We start from the raw sequence: 21,108 nt of genomic DNA on the forward strand, positions 1-21,108 counted from the left end.
GAATCAAAGGCTATATAACTGCCTTGGGATATGACCCGAGGACCTTGAACTGGGTAGCTGCCTGCTCAATCTCGGACAGGGCCGCAGCGAGATTGTCATCACTTCTATGCCCCTCCACATCGACGAAAAAAAGATAGTCCCAGCGCCCCCTGCGGGATGGCCGAGACTCGATCCGCGTCATACTGATATTGTGTTCGGCAAACGGTGTAAGCATTGTATGCAGACCCCCCGCCTTGTTGTGAGTGGAGAACATGATACTGGTTTTGTCATCACCACTGAATGCTGAATCCTGCTTGCCGATCACCAGAAACCGGGTCGTGTTGCCAGGTTCATCCTCAATGTTCGATGCCAACAGGCCGAGCTGATAGATCTCAGCGGCAGCTTCACCGGCAATGGCAGCGGCATTGGCGATCTCGGTTGCAAGCCTGGCGGCCTCGGCGTTGCTGCCAACGGCAACCCGCTCCACATGGGGAAGATGCTGATCGAGCCAACCCCGACACTGGGCCAGGGATTGAGCATGTGTGTAGACCACCTTTATCTGCGCGATGCTGGTCTCGCGACTGAGCAGTTGATGATTGATCGGCAGGGAGACCTCACCACAGATACGCAGTGGAGAATTGACGAAGGTATCCAGGGTGTGGGTAATCACCCCTTCAGTGGAATTCTCCACCGGCACCACCCCATACTGACAGGCGCCTGCTTCGACCTCGCGAAAGGTATCGGGTATGGATCCCATGGCCTCGGTATGAACCGAATGACCAAAATGTTTAAGCACCGCCTCCTGGGTATAGGTTCCATCCGGTCCGAGAAAGGCAATGCTCAGGGGCTGTTCCAAGGCCAGGCAGGCCGACATGATCTCCCGAAACAGCCTCGCCACCTCCTCATCCTGTAACGGACCCTGGTTTCGCTCCTTGATGCGTCGCAATACCTCTGCCTCGCGTTCGGGGCGATAGAATTCTGTCTGCGGATCCTCTTTCAATTTGATGCGTGCGACCTCTTGGGCGGCACCCGCGCGCTCACTGATCAGCTGCTGCAACTGCAGATCGATCTCATCGATTCGATTCCGGATGGCACTCAGTTTCGCATCATCATTCATGGCTTGATCCTAGGGCCTGTTAAGACTAATCCCGGGTTGGTCCTACTCCCTGCCGGATAATGAGCGTACCGACAATACACCGTCGATGGAAGCCAGGGTCTGCAACAATTCAGCGCCGGGTTGCTTGTCCACGTCCAGCAGGGTTACCGCGATATCGTCCCGGGACTTGTTGAGCATGTCCAGGATATTCAGCCCCTCATTCGCCAGATCGGTGGAGATCTGTCCCACCATATTGGGTACATTACTGTTCACCACAGCGATGCGATAGCCGCCGTTTCTCGGCAGATTGATGGCGGGAAAATTGACTGAATTGATGATATTGCCGTTTTCCAGATAGTCACGCACCTCCTCGGCCACCATGATCGCACAGTTATCTTCGGCTTCCTTGGTTGAGGCCCCCAAGTGAGGCAAAGTGATCACCCTTGGATGCTCCTTCAGCAGGTTGCTCGGAAAATCACACACATAGGCATAGAGCTGACCGCTGTCCAAGGCGGCCACAGTGGCTTCATCATCGATAATACCGTTGCGGGCAAAATTGAGTAGCACCGACCCGGGCTTCATCAGTTTCAGCCGCTCGGCATTGATCATATTGGCTGTGGCATCCGTCAGCGGCACATGAAAAGTGACAAAGTCGGATTTTGAGAGCAGGTCATCCACGCTCAATGCCTGTTCCACTTCCGAAGCGAGTTTCCATGCGCTTTGAACCGTAATCGTTGGATCGTAACCGACAACATTCATACCCAATGCACGGCAGGCATTGGCGACCTTGACGCCGATGGCACCCAGGCCGATGACGCCCATGGTACGTCCCGGCAGTTCAAAGCCGACGAAATTCTTCTTGCCCGTCTCGACCTGTTTGGATATGACCGAATCTTCCCCGGACAGATCCGTGGCGAAGCGCCAGGCCTGTCCCAGGTTACGCGCCGCCAGCAGCGCACCCGCAAGCACTAGCTCCTTGACCGCATTCGCATTCGCACCCGGCGCATTGAAGACCGGGATCCCCTTTTCGGTCATCTCGGTCACCGGAATATTATTCACACCGGCACCGGCCCGTCCGATCGCCTTTACCGTTTCAGGGATGGTCATCCCATGCATTTTGTAGGAACGCAACAGGATCGCATCCGGATGGGTGATTTCAGAGGCAACTTCATATGTGTCACGGGGCAGTCGATCAAGGCCTGCCACGGAGATATTGTTCAATGTCAGAATCTTGTACATGTCAGTTATCCATTCACCCGTTCAAACTCAGTCATGAAATCGATAAGCGCCTGGACCCCGGCTTCGGGCATGGCGTTATAGATACTGGCGCGCATCCCACCCACCGAGCGGTGGCCTTTGAGGGTCTTGAGACCGGCCGCGCTTGCCTCTGCGATGAATTTCCCATCCAGCTCCGCGTTCGCCAGGGTGAATGGCACATTCATCCAGGAGCGGCTCTCGGGTGATACCGGATTGGCATAGAAAGCGGAACTGTCGATGACGCTATACAGGGCCTCCGCCTTGCGTTGATTGATGGCGGCCATACCCGTCAGACCACCTTTCTCCTTCAACCATTTGAATACCAGACCGGCAAGGTACCAGCCATAGGTCGGCGGTGTGTTGTACATGGAGCCGTTATCACTATGGGTCGCATACTGAAACATCGCCGGCGTATTATCGATGGCATGACCAATCAGGTCCTCGCGGACGATGGCAATGGTCAGACCGGCCGGTCCTATGTTCTTTTGCGCGCCGGCATAGATGATCCCATATCGGGAAACATCGATCGGGCGTGACAGGATGGTGGATGAGTAATCCGCAACCAGCGGCACACCGGCGGTGTCCGGCAGATAGGGGAACTCCACACCCTGGATAGTCTCATTCGGAGTGTAGTGCACATAGGCGGCATCCGGGTCGAGACTGAGTTCCGACTGGCTGGGGGTGGTTGTGAACTTCGTCTCTTCAGTGGTAGCGGCCAGGTTCACAGTGGCATAACGTTTGGCTTCCGCAATCGCTTTTTTCGACCAGGAGCCGGTGTTGATATAGTCGGCTTTAGATTTTTCCCGGGTCAGATTCATCGGCACCATGGCAAACTGACTCGAAGCACCACCCTGGAGGAACATCACCTTGTAACTTTCAGGTATCTGCAGCAACTCACGCAGGTCCGATTCGGCCTGTTCCGCGATGGACATGAACTCCTTCCCCCGGTGGCTCATCTCCATGACAGACATACCTGTGCCTTGCCAATCAAGCATCTCTACCATTGCCTGTTGCAGAACCTCTTCCGGTAACATCGCGGGACCGGCACTAAAGTTAAAGACTCGTGACATCTATAGCCTCTCAATATGGTGAATAATTTGGAAATTCATCAATCAAATATTCTGTGGGCAACTGTCGGGGAGATTAAGTGCGGGACTGAGCTAATCAATCACTGGTGTCAGTTTGATCCGGATCCACATCCTCATCTATCTCGGTGTCGAGACTTTCAATCCGCTCCACTCCGATAAGACGCTCATCGCTGCTGAGGCGGATCATGATCACACCCTGGGTGTTACGTCCCATCTGCGAGATTTCACTGACCCGGTTTCGCACCAGGGTCCCACCGTCGGAGATCATCATCACTTCATCCTCTTCGATCACCTGAACGGCACCGACCACAGCGCCGTTGCGCTCCGAGGTCTGGATCGAAATAACGCCCTGGCCACCCCGGCCGTGCAGCGGATACTCTTTGATGGCTGTGCGCTTGCCATAGCCATTCTCTGTGATGGTCAGCACGTCACCTTCTGCGGCAACGATCAGGGAGACGACCCGATGCTCATCCTCCAGTCGGATACCCCGAACACCGCATGCGGTCCTGCCCATCGCCCTGACCTTCGATTCCGAGAATCGTACCGCCTTGCCACTGCTGCTGAAGAGCAGAATATCCTGGTCCCCATCGGTTACGGCAACCCCGACCAGCTTGTCGCCATCGCGCAGATCCACCGCGATGATGCCGTTGGCCCGAGGCCGGGAGAAGGCCTCCAGTGAGGTCTTTTTCACGGTACCGGAACTGGTCGCCATGAACACATAGCGGTCGGCGTCATATTCACGCACCGGCAGGATGGCGTTGATCTGCTCCTCCCCTTCCAGGGGTAACAGGTTGACGATCGGTTTGCCGCGGGCATTGCGCCCGGCCTGGGGCAACTCATAGACCTTCAGCCAGTAGACCTTACCCATATTGGAAAAGCAGAGAATGGTATCGTGGGTACTGGCCACAAACAGCTTGTCGACGAAATCCTCATCCTTGGTGGCGGTGGCGATCTTGCCCTTGCCGCCCCGTCGCTGGGCCTGATAGGTAGTGATCGGCTGCGCCTTGGCATAACCCGCATGGGAGAGGGTCACCACCACATCCTCTTCGGTGATCAGGTCCTCCAGGGTGAGATCGAGGCGATTTTCGATAATCTCGGTGCGACGCTCGTCACCATACTGTTCCCGTATATCCAGCAACTCGCCTCGAATCACCTGCATCAACCGGTCGGGACTGCCAAGAATATCGAGAAGATCGGCGATCTTATCCAGCAGCTCCTCGTACTCCTTGATAATCTTGTCCTGCTCGAGACCGGTCAGGCGGTGCAGACGCAGGTCCAGAATGGCCTGGGCCTGAACCTCGGTCAGGCGATAGCCCTGCTCGGTAAGGCCGAACTCGGCGCTCAGATCCTCCGGTCGGGTACTGTCCGCTCCTGTCCGGCTAAGCATCGATTCCACTGCACCAGACTGCCAATGGTGGGCCAGAAGCTCCCTCTTCGCCTCTGCCGGACTGGCGGCCTGTTTGATCAACGCGATCACTTCATCGATATTGGCCAGCGCTACCGCCAGGCCCTCCAGCACATGCGCCCTGTCTCTCGCCTTGCGCAGTTCGAACAGGGTACGCCGGGTCACTACCTCGCGGCGGTGACGGATAAAGAACTCAAGCAGCTGTTTGAGATTGAGCAGCCGTGGACGGCCATCCACCAGGGCCACCATGTTGATGCCGAATACACTCTGCATGGCAGTCTGCTGGTAGAGGTTGTTGAGCACCACCTCCGCCACCTCGCCACGACGCAGCTCGATGACGATGCGCATCCCATCCTTGTCCGACTCGTCACGCAGCTCGGTGATGCCTTCGATGCGTTTATCCTTCACCAGCTCGGCGATCTTTTCGATCAGGCGCGCCTTGTTGACCTGATAGGGCAACTCATTGACGATGATGGTCTGCTTACCGTTGCTCTCATCTGTCTCTATCTCGCTGCGCGCGCGCATGTAGATCCTGCCACGTCCGGTGTGGTAGGCCTCTTTGATACCGCTGGCACCGTTGATCAGGCCCGCAGTAGGAAAATCGGGGCCTGGCAGATGTGCCATCAGCTGATCGATGTTGATCTCCGGCTCATCGATCACCGCAACACAGGCATCGATCACTTCGGTAAGATTGTGCGGCGGCACATTGGTTGCCATACCCACCGCAATACCGGCCGACCCATTGATCAGCAGGTTGGGAATCCGCGCCGGCAGGACGGCAGGTTCCCGTTCTGTTTCGTCATAGTTGGCAACGAAATCGACCGTCTCCTTGTCCAGGTCGTCCAGCATGGTATGGGCGATACGCGCCATACGCACTTCGGTATAACGCATGGCAGCGGGGGAGTCCCCATCCACCGAGCCAAAGTTTCCCTGTCCATCCACCAGCATGTAGCGCATGGAAAAGGGCTGGGCCATGCGCACAATGGTGTCGTACACAGCCGTATCGCCATGGGGATGGTATTTACCGATCACATCACCCACGATACGCGCCGATTTCTTGTAGGCCTTGTTCCAATCGTTACCCAGCTCATTCATCGCATACAGCACGCGCCGATGCACAGGCTTGAGTCCGTCGCGCACGTCCGGCAGGGCTCTGCCCACGATAACGCTCATGGCATAGTCCAGGTAGGACTGCCGCATCTCATCTTCGAGATTGACTGGGAGTACTTCTTTGGCGAATTCGGTCATCTGGCTCTTGTCTTTTGCTATCGCCCCCACCAACAGAGTGAGGCGTCAGAAAAAGCGCATTGTACCATAGCCCCCTGACACTGTGCTGTATAAAAAACGCCTGAAATCCAGTTTCAGAGGCTCTCAGGCCGATTCATCATCATTTTTTCTATCTTTTTCTCATTTGGCGAGAGCACAACGCCCCTTTCTGTGACAATTGCGTTAACCAATTCTGCCGGGGTGATATCGAACACCGGGTTCCATACCCCGGCACCATCCGCGGCAATCTGTCGCCCACCACAGGAGAGCAGCTCATCTGCATCCCTCATCTCGATGGGAATTTCGCTGCCACACGGGATCTCCATATCGATGGTTGAGGTCGGCGCCGCCACCATCACCTTGACACCATGGTGCTTGGCCGCCACCGCCAGGCTATAGGTACCGATCTTGTTCGCCACGTCGCCATTTGCAGCAATCCGGTCCGATCCCACAATAATCCAGTCCACCCCCCCCTGGGCCATGCGATGGGCGGCGGCCCCATCTGCCAGGAGGGTGACGGGTATGCCATCCTGCAACAGTTCCCAGGCCGTCAGACGGGCACCCTGCAACCAGGGTCGTGTCTCATCCGCGAATACCTGCCGGATCAGTCCCCGCTTATGGGCGGATCGGATCACCCCCAGGGCGGTACCGTAACCGCCGGTGGCGAGGGCACCCGCGTTGCAATGGGTGATGACGCCACTATCGGCCTCGAGCAGTGAGGCACCCAGTTCGCCCATGCGGCGATTGGCCTCCCTATCCTGTGTATGGATCCTCACCGCCTCTTGCAGCAGATCATCCCCCGGGTCCTTGTTATCCGGCAGGGTCTGTATCAACGCCGCCATCCTTCGCAACGCCCAAAACAGGTTGACCGCGGTCGGGCGGGATCGCCGCAGAGACTCAAGGTCTGACTCGATTGCCCCTTTCCAATCTTCAGGGGATGACTGGAACGCCAGACTCCCTGCCAACACCACACCGTAGGCCGCGGTAATACCGATAGCCGGCGCGCCGCGCACCACCATCTCTGTGATTGCCCGGGCGGTCTCTGCAGCGCTGTGCAATTCCAGAAAGGTCACTTCGCCTGGTAGTTTACGTTGATCCAATAGAAACAGGTGCCCATCCCGCCATAGGATGGCATCGTCTGCAGTGACCTGATTAATCTGTTTTGGTAGATCCATACTATTTTTCTGTGATTAGTCTTTTCATTATTTACATTGCCAAGTTATCAATCCCAAGGTGAGTGTCTGCACGGTATTGTCGAGCATCTTTCTGTCCTCTGCGGGCGCCTGACGGTTGTCTTTCTCCGACGCCCCGACACGACATCCTATCGTGACGGGGCTTACGCGGCATCCTTGCCGCTACTGCGAAAGACAACCGTCAGGCGCCTACCTAGGTCCAAGGTAAATAAGCTAACGTTGCATTTGTTCAGGGAGCAAGTGTAGTGTCTCACACTATTCAGTTCTAAAGGGACAGCGTCATGCCTGAACAGGTCGATCAACTCATCCATGCGGAATGGATCATTCCTGTGGTCCCAGAAAACCATGTCTATAGCGACCACACACTGGTGGTAAAGCGGGGACGCATCAGCGCCATCCTGCCCACCGACCAGGTGACATCCCGGTTTCAGTCGACACAGGAGACCACCCTGCGGGGCCATGCGCTGATCCCCGGCCTGATCAATACCCATACCCATGCGGCAATGGCCCTGCTCAGGGGCCTGGCCGATGATATGCCCCTGATGACATGGCTGAACGAACACATCTGGCCTGCCGAGGCCAAGTGGGTAAGTGAGGAGTTCATCCACGACGGTACCCAGTTGGCTGTCGCCGAGATGCTCCTTGGTGGCACCACCTGTTTCAACGACATGTACTTTTTTCCCGACATCACCGGACGGGTTGCAAGCAGTGCAGGGATACGTGCAGTGCTTGGCCTGATAGCCATCGATTTCCCATCTGCCTGGGCCAGTGACGGCGACGATTATCTGCATAAGGGGCTGCAGGTCCACGATCAATTCCGCACCAACCCAATTATCCATACCGCGTTTGCCCCCCATGCCCCCTACTCCGTGGCTGATCCCATACTGGAGAGAATCCGCACTCTGGCGGATGAACTTGAGATACCTGTACATATGCATGTTCATGAAACCCATGACGAAATCGTGCAGGGCCTGCAACATCACGGCAAACGGCCGATGGCCAGACTGAATGATCTGGGGCTGCTGTCACCCTCGCTGGCGGCGGTACATATGACCCATCTCGAGGCGGCCGAGCTGGAGCTGTTTGCCGCCAGCGGCGGCCATGTGGTGCACTGCCCCGAATCGAACCAGAAACTGGCGAGCGGATTCTGCCCGGTTGTGAAGCTCATGAAGGCGGGTATCAACGTGGCATTGGGTACCGACGGCGCCGCCAGCAATAACGATCTGGATATGTTCAGCGAGATGCGCAGCGCCGCCCTCCTCGCCAAGGGTGTGGCGAACGATGCCAGTGCGCTGCCCGCCGCCAAGGCGCTCTCGATGGCGACCATCAACGGTGCACTGGCACTCGGTCTGCAACAGGAGACAGGATCCCTTGAAGCCGGAAAATCGGCCGACATGGTTGCGGTGGATCTGAATCGAGTCAACACCCTGCCTGTCTACCACCCCATTTCTCAACTGGTCTATGCCGCAGGGCGTGAACAGGTCACTCATGTCTGGGTCGCCGGCCGACCCGTTGTCAGCGAAGGCAGCCTGACCACCCTGGACACGCAGCAGATGATGGCGCAGACCGTAGATTGGCGGGAACGCATCATGGCGTCGGATGTCGACAGATAAGGAAACGCTTGCTTAAATAGGCAGCCCTCGAAAAAGGCTGCAACGCTGTGTAACCTAGGGCCTGTTAACACTAATCCATAAATCAACACCACTATCTAGTAAAAGCATGAGCACTGAAGAGATAAATGTTGACCATGCAGAGGTCAGCAAGTTTGAAGAGCTGGCGTCCCGTTGGTGGGACCCGCATAGCGAGTTCAAACCCCTGCATGAGATCAATCCGCTGCGCCTGGAATATATTAAGCGACTTGCTCCCCTGGATGGAAAGCAGGTGCTCGATGTAGGCTGCGGTGGCGGGATTCTATCCGAAAGCATGGCGGCCAATGGTGCCCAGGTGACCGGTATCGATATGGGTGAAGCCCCCCTTCAGGTTGCCAGACTCCATTTGTTGGAGTCTGGCCTGGAGATCAACTATGAACGCATTCCGGTGGAGCGCCTGGCGGAGGAGCAGCCGGAACAATTCGATGTCGTGACCTGCATGGAGATGCTGGAGCATGTGCCCGATCCCGCTTCGGTGGTGAATGCCTGCGCCCGTTTGGTCAAGCCGGGCGGTAATCTCTTTTTTTCCACCATCAACCGTAACCCCAAATCCTATCTGTTTGCCATCGTTGGTGCCGAGTATGTGTTGAAGCTACTGCCCAAAGGTACCCACGATTATGCCAAGTTCATCCGTCCCTCCGAACTCCAAGGCTGGTTGCGGGAGGCCGGTTTGACCACCCTGGGCATGACCGGAATGAGTTACAATCCGCTCACTCAAATCTACAAACTGAGCAGCGATGTGGATGTCAACTATCTGGTTGCCGCAACCAGGGAAGCGTAATGATATGACGCTCCCCAGCCGCTGACTGCTGATACCAATGACCGTTAAATGTGTCCTGTTCGATCTCGACGGCACCTTTGCCGATACCGCTGCTGATCTCCATTCCGCACTGAATCAGGTACTGACCCAGGAAGGTCGGGAAGAGATCCCATTCGAGAAGGTGCGGCCTGCTGTTTCCCATGGCAGCCGGGCAATGTTGAAAGTGGCGTTCGATATCGAACCTGAGGATCCCGGATACACTGAACTGCAACAGCAGTTCCTGCGTATCTACGCCAACAATATTGCAGTACTCACCAAGCCATTTGACGGCATGGAAACACTCATCGAGGAGCTCGAGGTACGAGGCATTCACTGGGGTATCGTGACCAACAAACCCGCTTGGCTGACAGACGCCTTGATGCAAAAACTGGGCTTGGACAATCGTGCCAGTGCCATTGTCAGTGGTGACACAACGCCCCATGCCAAGCCACATCCGCTACCCATTCTGCATGCCTGCCAACAGACGGGTATAGATCCGTCGCAGGCTATCTATGTGGGTGACGCGGTACGGGATATCGAAGCTGGCCGAAACGCAGGCACCAAGACCCTGGTGGCCCTGTTCGGTTATCTTGACGAAAACGACGACCCCCTGGCATGGCGGGCGGATGGGCAGATCAGCCACCCCATGGAGATATTGAAGTGGGTTGATTGATCAGGCCGCAAATATCAGTTACCTCTGAAAATTTTCCTTGCTATGAGAATTTTCAATATCGTTGCTGACGGCGCGCGGCTATAATGCACCCCCCGACAAGAACCAACCTACTCCATGCAAGACTACAATCCCGACAAAGACCTGCTCAATGAACGCGTCATTCTGGTTACCGGAGCCGGCAGCGGAATCGGCCAGGCGGCGGCTAAAAAATTTGCCGAATATGGTGCAACAGTGGTGCTACTGGGACGCAATGAGCACAGACTGGAGCAGACTTACGACCAGATAGAAGCGGCCGGATGGCCCACACCGGCGCTTATACCCTTCGACCTGGAGAAGGCACCGACCGAGGACTATTATGCCCTGGGCGAGAGCCTCTATCAGGAGTTCGGTCAATTACATGGCCTGCTCCACAATGCTGCCAAACTTGCACTCTTGAGTCGTATCGACGATTTCGATCCGGTAACCTGGAACAGCGTCATCCAAGTCAATCTGAACGCTGCATTCCTGCTGACCCAGGCCTGTCTGCCACTGCTGCGCAAGGCGGATGACGCCTCTATCCTATTCACATCGGATCGGGTGGGCCGAAAAGGCCGGGCCTACTGGGGTGCCTATGGGGTATCCAAATTCGCCATCGAAGGATTGATGCAGACACTGGCCGAAGAATTGGAAAGCAGTCAGATTCGGGTCAACAGCATCGCCCCGGGTCCGACACAGACGGCCCTGCGCGCCTGGGCCTATCCCGGTGAGGATCCCACCAGCTTACCTCTGCCTGATCAGATAATGAATAACTATCTCTATCTAATGGGACCGGACAGCAAGGAGATTAATGGTCAAGCATTGTCTGCGCAAGCAGTAACCCAAGTTGATAAAAGCTAGCCTGGAAGATTGAATTATCTATTCACCGCTCACTGCAAGTGTCTGGACATCATTGAACTCTCTGGCAACCATATCCCGATAGCGCTGCAATATCTGTTTCTCATGATCGTTTCGTGCTGCTTTGATCATATCTATGGATTGGATTACTTTTAGCCGTTCTTTTTGTGTAATACCACTGGTCAACTTTGGCATTTCATCTCTCCCCGAGTCCCATACATGCAAACCTAACCTGCAGTTACCTGATATCAAATTTGACTGACATGGAGGCAGTCTTCCTTCTGACTCTGCCCTTGTCGTTTTATACATTCGTCTTTATAGGATCTAACCTTGTATGAGCTAGCTTAGACGAGAAATATTACAAATGTAATACCCGAGTGTTAAACTATGTTAATACACCTAGATAATGCTCCACATTTATAACGCAACTTATTGATAATAATTACGTATTGGCTTGGATACCCTAGTTGACTGATTCGGTGATATCCCTGGATTCTTATAAAATCACTATTTTTTCCGCACCACATCATCATCCGACTTCACCAATGTATAGTTGTCCTGTCTCACCCCCTGCAGCAGCAGGTCGACACTGTCATTCGGTACATCAACCATCTGCAGTGCGATAGCCCCGAGGCGCAGGCTACTCTCCAGTGCCTCAGGAAAGGCATGACTTGCCCCCGCACTGACCAGGTGGCCACAGGCCTCGAGATCACGCGCCCTTGAGACCACCGGAACATGAGGGTAGGTGTTGCGCACATGGGAAGTAGTGCGCAAGGCGACAGTACCGCTGTCCACGGTCAATACCACCAAAGAGGCGTTGCCAACATTGGCGGCATCGAGCAGATCGGGATCGCTGATATCCCCATAGTAGACCGGCAGGCCATCCTTCTTACCCTGAGCGACACGGTCCGGATGGGTATCGAACACAACGATCGGCACGCCACTGCTATGCAGCAGCACCGCAACGGTATGTCCCACACGACCGTATCCGCCGATAATCACCCGTCGACTCTCCCCGCCTTTATCCGATGGATAGCGCAAGTCATCGGTTTTGGCGCCGCTGCTGTCCAATCGCTTTGCCAATTGATCACTGACGCCAATCAGTAAGGGGGTCAACAACATACTCACGGATATCACACCCACGGCTGTGACGAAGGTGGCATCGTCCACCACGTTCAGGGCTTTTGCCGCAGCGAACAGAACAAATCCGAACTCACCGCCCTGGGCAAGAAAGAAACTCACCCGCATCGCAATCTTTTTTGAATAGCCGAAACCGAGGGCAAGCAGAAACAGCACCAAAAACTTGATCGATACAATGACAAGAATATGCTGAATAAAGATCCCAAAGTGGCTAGAGATAGCGGCAAAGTCGATCGACATACCGACTGCGACAAAGAACAGACTCATCAGCAAACCCTTATAGGGTTCGACGAAGGCCTGAATCTGTAATCGGTAGCTCGATCCCGATAACAGCATACCCATGACAAAGGCCCCAAGGGCCATGGACAGACCCACCTGATCCATGACCCAGGCAGCCAGGAATACAGCCAACATGACGACCAACAGAAAGCCCTCTCTGTTGCCCTGTTTTGCCAACTGATTGAGCACGAACGGCAGGACATAACGACCCACCACCACAACCATGGCAATCATCCCGATCTCGATCATCAGCTGTTGCCATACGGGGATCTCGGCGGAGACCCCGCCTGTCTCGGAAAAGATCGGTACCAGGGCCAATAGGGGCACGATGGCCAGATCCTGCATCAACAGGATTGAAAAGGCGGTCGTGCCGTGGGGGCTGGCAATCTCCCCTCGTTCCTGCAGAATCTGGATCACAAAGGCGGTTGAAGAGAGCGCAAAGGTAAGCCCTATCAGCAGGGATAGCAGCCAGGATGTCTGCCATTGATTGAAGTAAAATGCCAATATCAGGCCGGTCACAAGAATCTGCAGCAGTCCCAGGCCAAACACCTCTCTACGCATCGCCCACAAGCGACGCGGCCTCATCTCCAGGCCAATGATGAAGAGCAATAAAACCACACCCAGCTCAGTGAAGTGTCTGACATCCTCCACATGCTCTGTCACATACGGGCCGGGGGAATACGGGCCGACAATTATGCCGGCCACCAGCAAACCCAATATGGAGCCCAGACCCAGATGCTTGAACAGCGCCACGGCAACCGAGGTTGCGATCAGCAAAAGCAACGCTGAAAACAGAAATGTATCGAGATGCATAGAGCCTCGTCACTATTCGTTATTCTATGTCTAACATACCGCACACTGCCCATGCTTAAACAGACAACTCACGGGTGATATTGTGAATTACCCGCCTATCAGACTAAGCAGGATAAGGATTTAACCCTATAAAGTGTTGGGATTTCCCCGCATTGTAATCCTAGCCATCTACGCTAATTTCAATCTTAACGGATTTATAATGTTGGGAGGAGCAAATGATCAATTTCGACGCCAATGCGGTGGTTCATATCAATGAATCCTTATCTCAAGAACAGATACAAAATATAGAAAAAAATCTCTCCGGGGTGAGGGGTGTTGTCAGCGCATGCGCTCACATCAAAACACCTCACCTGATGGTGGTTGATTACGATCCACAGACTATTCATTCAAGGGACCTGCTCTCACACTTCAAGCGTAGTGGCGTGCATGCCTCACTGATCGGTGGTATTTAACACTCAGTGAGGTGCCAACTTGGGTGTAATCCCCAATTGCATTCCCCCTGCATACACTGGCAAGGTTAGGGGAAATAACGATAATCTAGATCAATGCATAGTCCCAGACGTTTCAATATACCACTGGAAACCTTGTTAGAGGCGAAAAAGTGCACCAAAAATCATGCCTGTCTCACAGAAAGTGATTACAAGCTGTGTGGTATCAGATTAACCACCGACAATACATCGCGAATGGTTTGCGGTAAGGGTAAAGGCTGCCCCTACAGTTCCAAATTGGGTAATCAGGTGGTATGCACCTGCCCGGTTAGACACGCCATTTTCAGTAAATACGGCGTCTGATCCTGTAGATACATGGATAGGTTCAAAGGCTTTCCACCGCAGACCCTCCCTTTCCTGGTAGCACTGTCACACAACAATAATCGCGAATGGTTCGCCGAGAACAAACAGCAATACGAATCCAGTGTCAGAGAACCGGCTCTCGCATTTATCGAAGAGATGGCGCCAAAACTGAGGGATATCTCAACCGAGTTTCGCGCCATCGCCAAAAAAACCGGCGGTTCGTTGATGCGCGTCTATCGGGATACCCGCTTCTCCAAGGACAAGACCCCCTATAAAAACAATATCGGGATTCAGTTCAGACACAATCTGGGCAAGGATGTGCATGCCCCTGGATTCTATCTCCACATCGAGCCCGGTGAGTGTTTCCTCGGTGCGGGAATCTGGCACCCGGAGTCCAAGACCCTGGCCAAAATCAGAAACTTCATCACTGACAATCCCGCAGCCTGGCAGGCGGCACTGAAAGAGAATCCATTCCGCAGGCACTTTCAACTTGCCGGGGACAGCTTGATCAGACCGCCGAGGGGCTTTCCCCCCGACCATCCGCTGCTGGAGGATCTGAAACGCAAGGACTTCATCGCCCTCAAACCCTTCGATAGTGAAGAGATCCTCAAGACCTCGTTTAGTAACTTCGTGGCCAGAGGTTTCAAACAGACCGACTCCCTGATGCGCTATCTTTGTGCCGCGGTAGAGGTCAATTACTGAGGATCAAAGGCGTTAGAGCTATGTGCACACAAAGTGCCCATGTGACCCTCAGGTGCAGGGTGCGGCTTGCCGCACCGTTGAACCCTCCAGATATTTCGGTGCCTTGGTGATGCTTGTGTTTCGGTGGGCAGAACCCCACCCTACACGCTGATTGGATAGGTAGGGTGGGGCCCTGCCCCACCAATTCCCTTTGAGTAACCTTGAATTTTCCTTTATTTGTGGACTGAATAGCTCAGCTTAGACGCGCAGCCTCTGGCGGATCTCTTCCCGCGCCTGCTGCAGGATGGAATCCTTGTCCACGGACTCCAGGATCTGTTGCACGATGGTCTTGGGTCCGCCACTCCCCCATGAGCGCCCCTGGGCGAAATAACGCTGGGCCGCTTTACCCACGACATAGGTTGTGTAATAGCCCATCGCCCCCTGGGCCGCTGCGGTCACCAGGGTCGAGAGGCCTGCACTGCCTGCCTTGAGGGCGCTGGCGGCCACATTCACTGTCCATACGGTGGCCATCAGCAGTGCCATCTGGGCACCGATGGTTTTTATCAGCTCTCCTGCCTCACCCCGGGACAGGGACATGCCGTAGACACGAGCCAGATGCATGACCATCGAGGCATCCAGCGCCAGGGCAGCCACGATATCGGCAACCGGTATCGGATTCAGTGCAACCGCAACACCCTTACCCAGGCAATAGCCACCTATTACCCGCTCCGCCACCTCCTGACGCACCTTCACGATTCGACTGGCAACCTCGTCACTGAGCTCACCGGCGAACAGGCTGGCATTGAGTACAGAGAGCACCATACCCTCGCGCTCGATCAGCTGCCATAGACTGTTAGCCAGCTGGGTCACATCGGGCAGAGGGCGTTTGCGGATCTCCTGCTCTCTACCTTTGTCATCCGTTTGCAGATAGATTCGTTGCGCGGGATGAGCTGCCACCGGCACGATAAAGGAAGCAGCGACCAGCCCCTGTAGCTTCTCCTGCAGACTGGCGAGCAAGAGCTTCAACTCATCATCGGTATAGCGATCGGACTTGTTGAGCACCACCAGGATCGGCCGGTTGCGCTGATGCAGGGAGCGTATGGCCTGCAACTCGGTTTGGGTCAGGTCGGCATCCACCACGAACAGCACCAGATCGGCACGACCTGCCACATCCTCGGCCATCCGCTCACGCGCCTCACCACTGATCTCATTGATACCTGGCGTGTCGATAAGATAGACCCCGCCAGCCTCAACCTCCTGCCAGGGCGCCATGTCGCTATGCCGCGTCTCACCGTGCAGGGCGCTGACCGCAAATCGCTCCTCCCCCAAGAGGGCGTTCAGCAGCGCCGATTTACCCACGCTGACCCGGCCGAATACAGCAATATGCAGGTGACCGTGCTCCAGCTTGTCGAGCATCGCCTCGACCTGCATGAAGTCATCTTTCAGGCTGTCGCGCACACCATTAGGCAGGCGTTCATCCTCTAACAGCTCGCGTAGATTCTCCCGCGCCAACTGGAGATGTTCTTCCCCTTGGGGCCCTGGATTGGAATCACTCTCTTTTTCTGTACTCTTCCACAGCCAGCCGGGCAAAATGTTTTGCACGGCTTTCCAGATTTCCACTCAGCGCCTCCTCGAAATAGTCCAGTGCCTGAACGGTCTTGAGGGTACCGCTCTCATGCAGGGTCTTAACCACGGCCTTGCCCAGGCCCTCAAAAATCAGGCCGTAGGCGACGGCATGGATCAATCCCCCTGTCACTGTGCCCACACCTGGAAAGGCTTTTAATACATTGCCTGTCAGTGCCAGCAGCAGGGTCATGCGTTTGCCCACATTCTGACTCGCAAGGTCGATAAAATGTTCAACATCCACCTCTCGCGCCTTGACCTCATACAGGGAGGTCAGTGCCTTCACCATCTGCACCCCGAGGTAGCCCTGGATCAGGATATCGGTGCCAGGACTGATTGCCGCCATGGCTCCCATCATCGCCTTGCCGGTGTATTGTCTCACCAGCTTCTCCCCTTGTTGTTGGCGATGGGCCTGGGTCGCCAGGTGAAGCTTCTCTGCACCCAAGCGTACCAGGCTCTCATCCCGCTGTGTTTCCAGCCGCTCCCGCTCCCTGGTGATACGGAGCACAATCGCACTCATAAGCCCCTCAATCCTTGCCTCCCTGTCACGCAGTTCCCGCCACTCTCTACCCGAGGCATCGATACGCGTGACCTCCTCCTTTCCACCTGCCTGAACCGGTATTACCTCAATCTCCGGCACTCGCTCACTGATCCTGGTCGAGATGGCCTTGAGCTCCTCCTCGCTAAAGCGATCCTGTTTGTTCAAGGCCAGTATCAGGGGGCGTTCGTGGGCCTGAAGCTCTAACAGCTCAAGATATTGATCACGGGTCAATTCCCCGTCACAGACATAGATCACGAGGTGAGCCCGTCTTGCCTCCTCGCGGGCAATGCGTCCATGCTCGGGGTTGGGATCGAGTATGCCCGGTGCATCGGTCAGTTGCAGATCCACATCCTCACCATCCGTATAGTGGTAGTGAGCAACCTGCCTGGTAGTGCCGGCGCGGGGATCGACTTCAATCTCCTCGGCCTCGGTAATCGCCTTGATAAGCGCACTCTTGCCGGCGGATACGGCACCGAAAAAGGCCACGTAGAACGTCAGTTGCGCAGCCCGTTGATCGAGCTCCTGCAACTCTTGCCGTGCCTCCGCGGTATCGACCCCTTTGGCATCCGCTTGCTGTAACGCCTCGCTCAATGCATCCCTGTTCTCCGGCAGAAGATCCCTCGATCCCTGATCAACCGGTTTCCGCCTCGCCGGCCGTAACAACAACCAACTCAGGATTGAAACCAGCAGGGCAAAGCCGAACAAGCCTATGGCATAGAGAACCAGTAGCGCCGGTGAGAGCTGATCGAGTATCTGCCAAATGCTGAGCGCGGATTCGGTTAGCTGTAGAATGAGTAACAGTGCCAACAGGGCGACAAACACAATCGCTATCAGTAGCAGGAGCCGTAGGATGCGCTTTTGTGATGTGGGAACCTGTTGCTCTTTCATGACGCTAGACGTTGCTGGAAATCTTCAGACATAATCCTGATCGACTAGAATACGTTAGAAACCGACCCTAGTGTACCTCGTTCTAGATTCAGGTCCCTAGAACAGCCATGGAGCCGAGATGATTCACCTGCCTAAAGCACGGATTGCCTGGAATCACGACGATTTCAATACCATCCTGAAGGATGAGCTGGAAGCCATCGACCCGGGAGAGCTCCCCCTGCAACAAGGCCTGACCCTGAGTAGCATGGTCAGCCCCGAGCCATTCAATGCCATTGTCATCGATAGCATGGAGACTTCAGCCACCATTCGCTGCAAGGTCTCGATCATCTATAGCGGGATTATTGCCGGTTGTAGTTGCGCCGATGATCCAACACCCTTGGATATACAGACAGAATACTGTGAACTGCTATTGGCGATTGACAAGGTATCGGGTGAAACCCTGGTGGAGCTAGTGAGCGATAGTCACTGCGGAAGTTTCTGACTTGGCGCGCTGACTAACCTAGCTCACTATAATCGGTCTGTACGTAATCCGCCGCCTCGGACCAATGCAAACTGATCTGGCCGAATCGCTTCACCGCCGGGAGTATAATCTTTGCATGCAGAGAGTGCACTTGTGTGGCGATATCCTGAATCTTTTCCGCATTTGTCTGCATCAGGGATACATGGGGACGCACCCCATCGGCTTTCAGATAGGCCAGCACTTTATAGGCGGTCTCATTACAGGCGAAATTACCAAGCAGGGTGGCAATACCCATGGCCGAGAGTTCACCGAGAAAGTGACGTGCCTGTTTTAGGTTAGAGGCCAATGAGGGGAGATTGAACTCTACCATCAAGCCTGTGCCTACCAGTTGCAGTCTACGCAATTCGGACTTTAAACACTCGAGAATAGTCTCATCATTGGCGGCATGGGCGGATAAGTGAACGATCAATTGGGTTGCCTCACCCTGCAGTGCATAATCCCCTAGCCTCTTTATTGCATGCTTGCAGATATACTGATCTAGCAGATCACTGATTCCATATCGTTCGGCGGTAAGATGGATATCATCGGAAATCAAAACAATATCGGTTGCTGGCGCAGGCACAGGCAACTGCTCCATAACCACCTTGCCAACATCAAAGGATGCACTGAAGCGTTGCTCCTGGAACTCTATTAGCCCCGTTTTCAGGGCGTTAAGCAACTGTTGCTTCTGGAAATCGTCGGCGGCGTGTTGGCTGGTTTCGGCGTCTGCAGCCTGTTCTTTGTAGTGGAGAAAACCTTCGTAACCCTGTTGATAGGCCTGTAGTGAGGCGGTCTCCGCACGCTTCAGATGGAGATAGGCATCCAACTGATTGTCATCGATCAGCTCTACACCGATTCCGAAGCGATTTTTATCGGCTGCCTCGGAGCCAGCGACCAGGGCCTCATCGAGTTGCTCGTAGAAGGATTTGCCAATCGCTTCGATCTCAGCTTCTGTACTGCATTGGATCAAAACACCCAGACTGTGACCCGTAGTCCTGGCAATGATATCTCGTTTGCTGATCAACGCACCTACCAGGTCCGCGACATCCAATACTACATCGTTAAGCTCCTCGCTCTCATCGATATGAGGATGTTGCTCATGATCGGCAAGGGTGATGGAAAACAGTGCATAAACAGTCACTCCGTTTTGCATCACCTGGTGACTTATATCCAGTTGCTGCAACAGCTCCCTTCGGTTGCGTAGTCCCGTGGAGTGATCGATAAGTCCTCTACTACCTGCTGTGAATATCTGTTTGGCCCTGTTGATTCGGGTTTTAACAGTAGCCAACAGATGTTGCGGTCTTACCGGTTTGGTCAAAAAATCATCCGCCCCGGAGTGAAGTGCCAACAACTTCTTTTCCAAGTCATCTTCGCCGGAGAGAAAGACGATGGGGATGGTCAACGTCTCATCCCTTTCACGAATCACCTGGGTCAGTTCGATCCCGTTTGCACCCGGCATATAGAGATCCATCAGGATAAGGTCAGGCTGGAACTGATCCACTGCCTCCATCACATTCAGAGGATCGGTGATCGCCAGGCACTCCATTCCCCCTTTACGTAACAGGGCACAGGCGAATTTTGCCTGAGACTCATCATCCTCAACCACCAATACCCTATAATGAGGGATTACTTCCGGAGCGATGACCTGCTTGATACTCAACATCAGGTCATTGATATTGATTGGATTCGAGAAGCACTGAGTGACACCTGTTCGCAATACTTCGAGACGAATCTCTATATCGCACCGATCTGAGAGAAATATCAGTTCCGGTCGTCTCTTTTTCTGCGAGCGCAACTCTTCCAGGAGTTGGTTCACCTCACCCATTTCCTGAATATAGTCTGTATCGACCAGCATCACCTTCGCCTTGCCGTCGACCAGTGCGGTATGCAGATCATCCACATGGTCGAGACTAAGAACACGCCATCCATTATTCTCGCTCGCGCTAGTAATTTGATCCTTTGCGCTATCCTTTTTGTGCAGATAGATTAGGTCGTAGGATGAAGAGACAGCACCACTCTCAGCATTGGCGGACTGAGATGCAGCAATAGCCTGTTTAAGTTTTTCGAGCAGGTGATTGAGGCGGTCAAGCTCTTCCGAATCGGGTTGGGCATCCTCCTGGAAGATATCGTTGATCACCTTGTCGATGGCTTGAGAGAGTTGGTGGATATTGACCAGGCCCGCCTGTCGACTCTTTCGTGTCAGATCATTCAGGTAACGCAAAACCGACCTGACACCGGTGGCATTCCACATCCCCGAGGGCAGCACAGGCCAATTGGCCTGGATATGGGTCAGGATCTCTGGGAATTGCTGCAGCAAGTGTTTGCTGTTTGAGTCCCCTTTGGCAGTCATAGTCACCTACCTGGAAAACAGTTTACTTTAAATATGAATCAGTAAGAGATTTACCAAATCCCTGTGCAGGCAATTCCCAATATTCAAATACAGCCTAAATCCCATACTTATCTTACGGCCATTATAAAAACATCTTAAGTTTTTGCTACATTTAACTGAAAAATATAGAAAATTCTTGAGCAGGGGTCAATCTTCACCATACCATTAGCGATCTAAACTTACTAT

17 protein-coding genes are annotated in these 21,108 nt (G+C 54.3%); 7 read left to right on the top strand and 10 right to left on the bottom strand.

All coding sequences use genetic code 11. The features are described from left to right. Positions 1-10: 10 nt before the first annotated feature. The 5 genes from pheA to mtnA form a co-directional block, all read right to left on the bottom strand. Positions 11-1,096, bottom strand: a complete 1,086-nt coding sequence (gene pheA / locus R2K28_RS13065; RefSeq protein WP_316364957.1) for a prephenate dehydratase — start codon at positions 1,094-1,096, stop codon at positions 11-13. 42 nt (positions 1,097-1,138) lie between these two features. Beyond that, on the bottom strand, positions 1,139-2,314 hold the full coding sequence (locus tag R2K28_RS13070) for a phosphoglycerate dehydrogenase (protein ID WP_316364958.1): 1,176 nt from the start codon (positions 2,312-2,314) through the stop codon (positions 1,139-1,141). A 5-nt stretch (positions 2,315-2,319) separates the two neighbouring features. Next, complete coding sequence (gene serC, locus R2K28_RS13075) at positions 2,320-3,402, bottom strand: 3-phosphoserine/phosphohydroxythreonine transaminase (RefSeq protein ID WP_316364960.1); 1,083 nt, start codon at positions 3,400-3,402, stop codon at positions 2,320-2,322. Positions 3,403-3,496: 94 nt separating this feature from the next. After that, positions 3,497-6,073 carry a DNA gyrase subunit A gene (gene gyrA, locus R2K28_RS13080; protein WP_316364963.1) on the bottom strand — a complete coding sequence of 859 codons (2,577 nt, stop codon included), beginning with the start codon at positions 6,071-6,073 and terminating at the stop codon, positions 3,497-3,499. 113 nt (positions 6,074-6,186) lie between these two features. Then, on the bottom strand, positions 6,187-7,266 hold the full coding sequence (gene mtnA, locus R2K28_RS13085; RefSeq protein ID WP_316364967.1) for an S-methyl-5-thioribose-1-phosphate isomerase: 1,080 nt from the start codon (positions 7,264-7,266) through the stop codon (positions 6,187-6,189). 299 nt (positions 7,267-7,565) lie between these two features. Between mtnA and R2K28_RS13090 the strand changes: the two genes are divergently transcribed. From R2K28_RS13090 to R2K28_RS13105, 4 genes are all read left to right on the top strand, one after another. Continuing rightward, entirely contained in the window at positions 7,566-8,897 is a 1,332-nt protein-coding gene (locus tag R2K28_RS13090; RefSeq protein ID WP_316364969.1) for a TRZ/ATZ family hydrolase, read from the top strand. Between the two features lie 106 nt (positions 8,898-9,003). Continuing rightward, on the top strand, positions 9,004-9,714 hold the full coding sequence (gene ubiG, locus R2K28_RS13095; RefSeq protein WP_316364970.1) for a bifunctional 2-polyprenyl-6-hydroxyphenol methylase/3-demethylubiquinol 3-O-methyltransferase UbiG: 711 nt from the start codon (positions 9,004-9,006) through the stop codon (positions 9,712-9,714). A gap of 37 nt (positions 9,715-9,751) precedes the next feature. Next, positions 9,752-10,405, top strand: coding sequence for an HAD family hydrolase (locus R2K28_RS13100; RefSeq protein WP_316364973.1), 654 nt, complete (start codon positions 9,752-9,754; stop codon positions 10,403-10,405). Positions 10,406-10,519: 114 nt separating this feature from the next. Next, positions 10,520-11,281, top strand: coding sequence for a YciK family oxidoreductase (locus tag R2K28_RS13105; RefSeq protein WP_316364975.1), 762 nt, complete (start codon positions 10,520-10,522; stop codon positions 11,279-11,281). Positions 11,282-11,299: 18 nt separating this feature from the next. Here the strand turns inward: R2K28_RS13105 and R2K28_RS13110 are convergent, their stop codons facing one another. Further along, positions 11,300-11,473 (bottom strand): hypothetical protein, encoded by a 174-nt coding sequence (locus R2K28_RS13110; protein WP_316364977.1) that lies wholly within the window; start codon positions 11,471-11,473, stop codon positions 11,300-11,302. Between the two features lie 312 nt (positions 11,474-11,785). Further along, on the bottom strand, positions 11,786-13,510 hold the full coding sequence (locus tag R2K28_RS13115) for a cation:proton antiporter domain-containing protein (protein ID WP_316364980.1): 1,725 nt from the start codon (positions 13,508-13,510) through the stop codon (positions 11,786-11,788). A 215-nt stretch (positions 13,511-13,725) separates the two neighbouring features. Here R2K28_RS13115 and R2K28_RS13120 point away from each other — a divergent pair, with 215 nt between their 5' ends. Together R2K28_RS13120 and R2K28_RS13125 are read left to right on the top strand one after the other, a co-directional pair. After that, the gene (locus R2K28_RS13120) at positions 13,726-13,962 is read left to right on the top strand and encodes a hypothetical protein (RefSeq protein WP_316364983.1); all 237 of its coding nucleotides are present in this window, start codon (positions 13,726-13,728) and stop codon (positions 13,960-13,962) included. Between the two features lie 351 nt (positions 13,963-14,313). After that, positions 14,314-15,003, top strand: a complete 690-nt coding sequence (locus R2K28_RS13125) for a DUF2461 domain-containing protein (RefSeq protein ID WP_316364985.1) — start codon at positions 14,314-14,316, stop codon at positions 15,001-15,003. A gap of 237 nt (positions 15,004-15,240) precedes the next feature. Here R2K28_RS13125 and R2K28_RS13130 read toward each other — a convergent pair whose 3' ends face one another. Continuing rightward, positions 15,241-16,602 carry a GTP-binding protein gene (locus R2K28_RS13130; protein ID WP_316364986.1) on the bottom strand — a complete coding sequence of 454 codons (1,362 nt, stop codon included), beginning with the start codon at positions 16,600-16,602 and terminating at the stop codon, positions 15,241-15,243. Then, positions 16,532-18,034, bottom strand: coding sequence for an Era-like GTP-binding protein (locus R2K28_RS13135; protein ID WP_316364987.1), 1,503 nt, complete (start codon positions 18,032-18,034; stop codon positions 16,532-16,534). The genes R2K28_RS13130 and R2K28_RS13135 overlap by 71 nt, the downstream gene beginning before the upstream one ends. Positions 18,035-18,152: 118 nt before the next feature. On the opposite strand from R2K28_RS13135, the gene R2K28_RS13140 reads away from it, so the two are divergent. Next, on the top strand, positions 18,153-18,515 hold the full coding sequence (locus tag R2K28_RS13140) for a hypothetical protein (protein WP_316364988.1): 363 nt from the start codon (positions 18,153-18,155) through the stop codon (positions 18,513-18,515). A 13-nt stretch (positions 18,516-18,528) separates the two neighbouring features. On the opposite strand, the gene R2K28_RS13145 is transcribed toward R2K28_RS13140, so the two are convergent. After that, positions 18,529-20,883, bottom strand: coding sequence for a response regulator (locus R2K28_RS13145; protein WP_316364990.1), 2,355 nt, complete (start codon positions 20,881-20,883; stop codon positions 18,529-18,531). Positions 20,884-21,108 lie beyond the last annotated feature (225 nt).

Origin of the sequence: Candidatus Thiodiazotropha sp. CDECU1 (assembly GCF_963455295.1) — a bacterium.
Lineage (GTDB): Bacteria > Pseudomonadota > Gammaproteobacteria > Chromatiales > Chromatiaceae > Thiodiazotropha.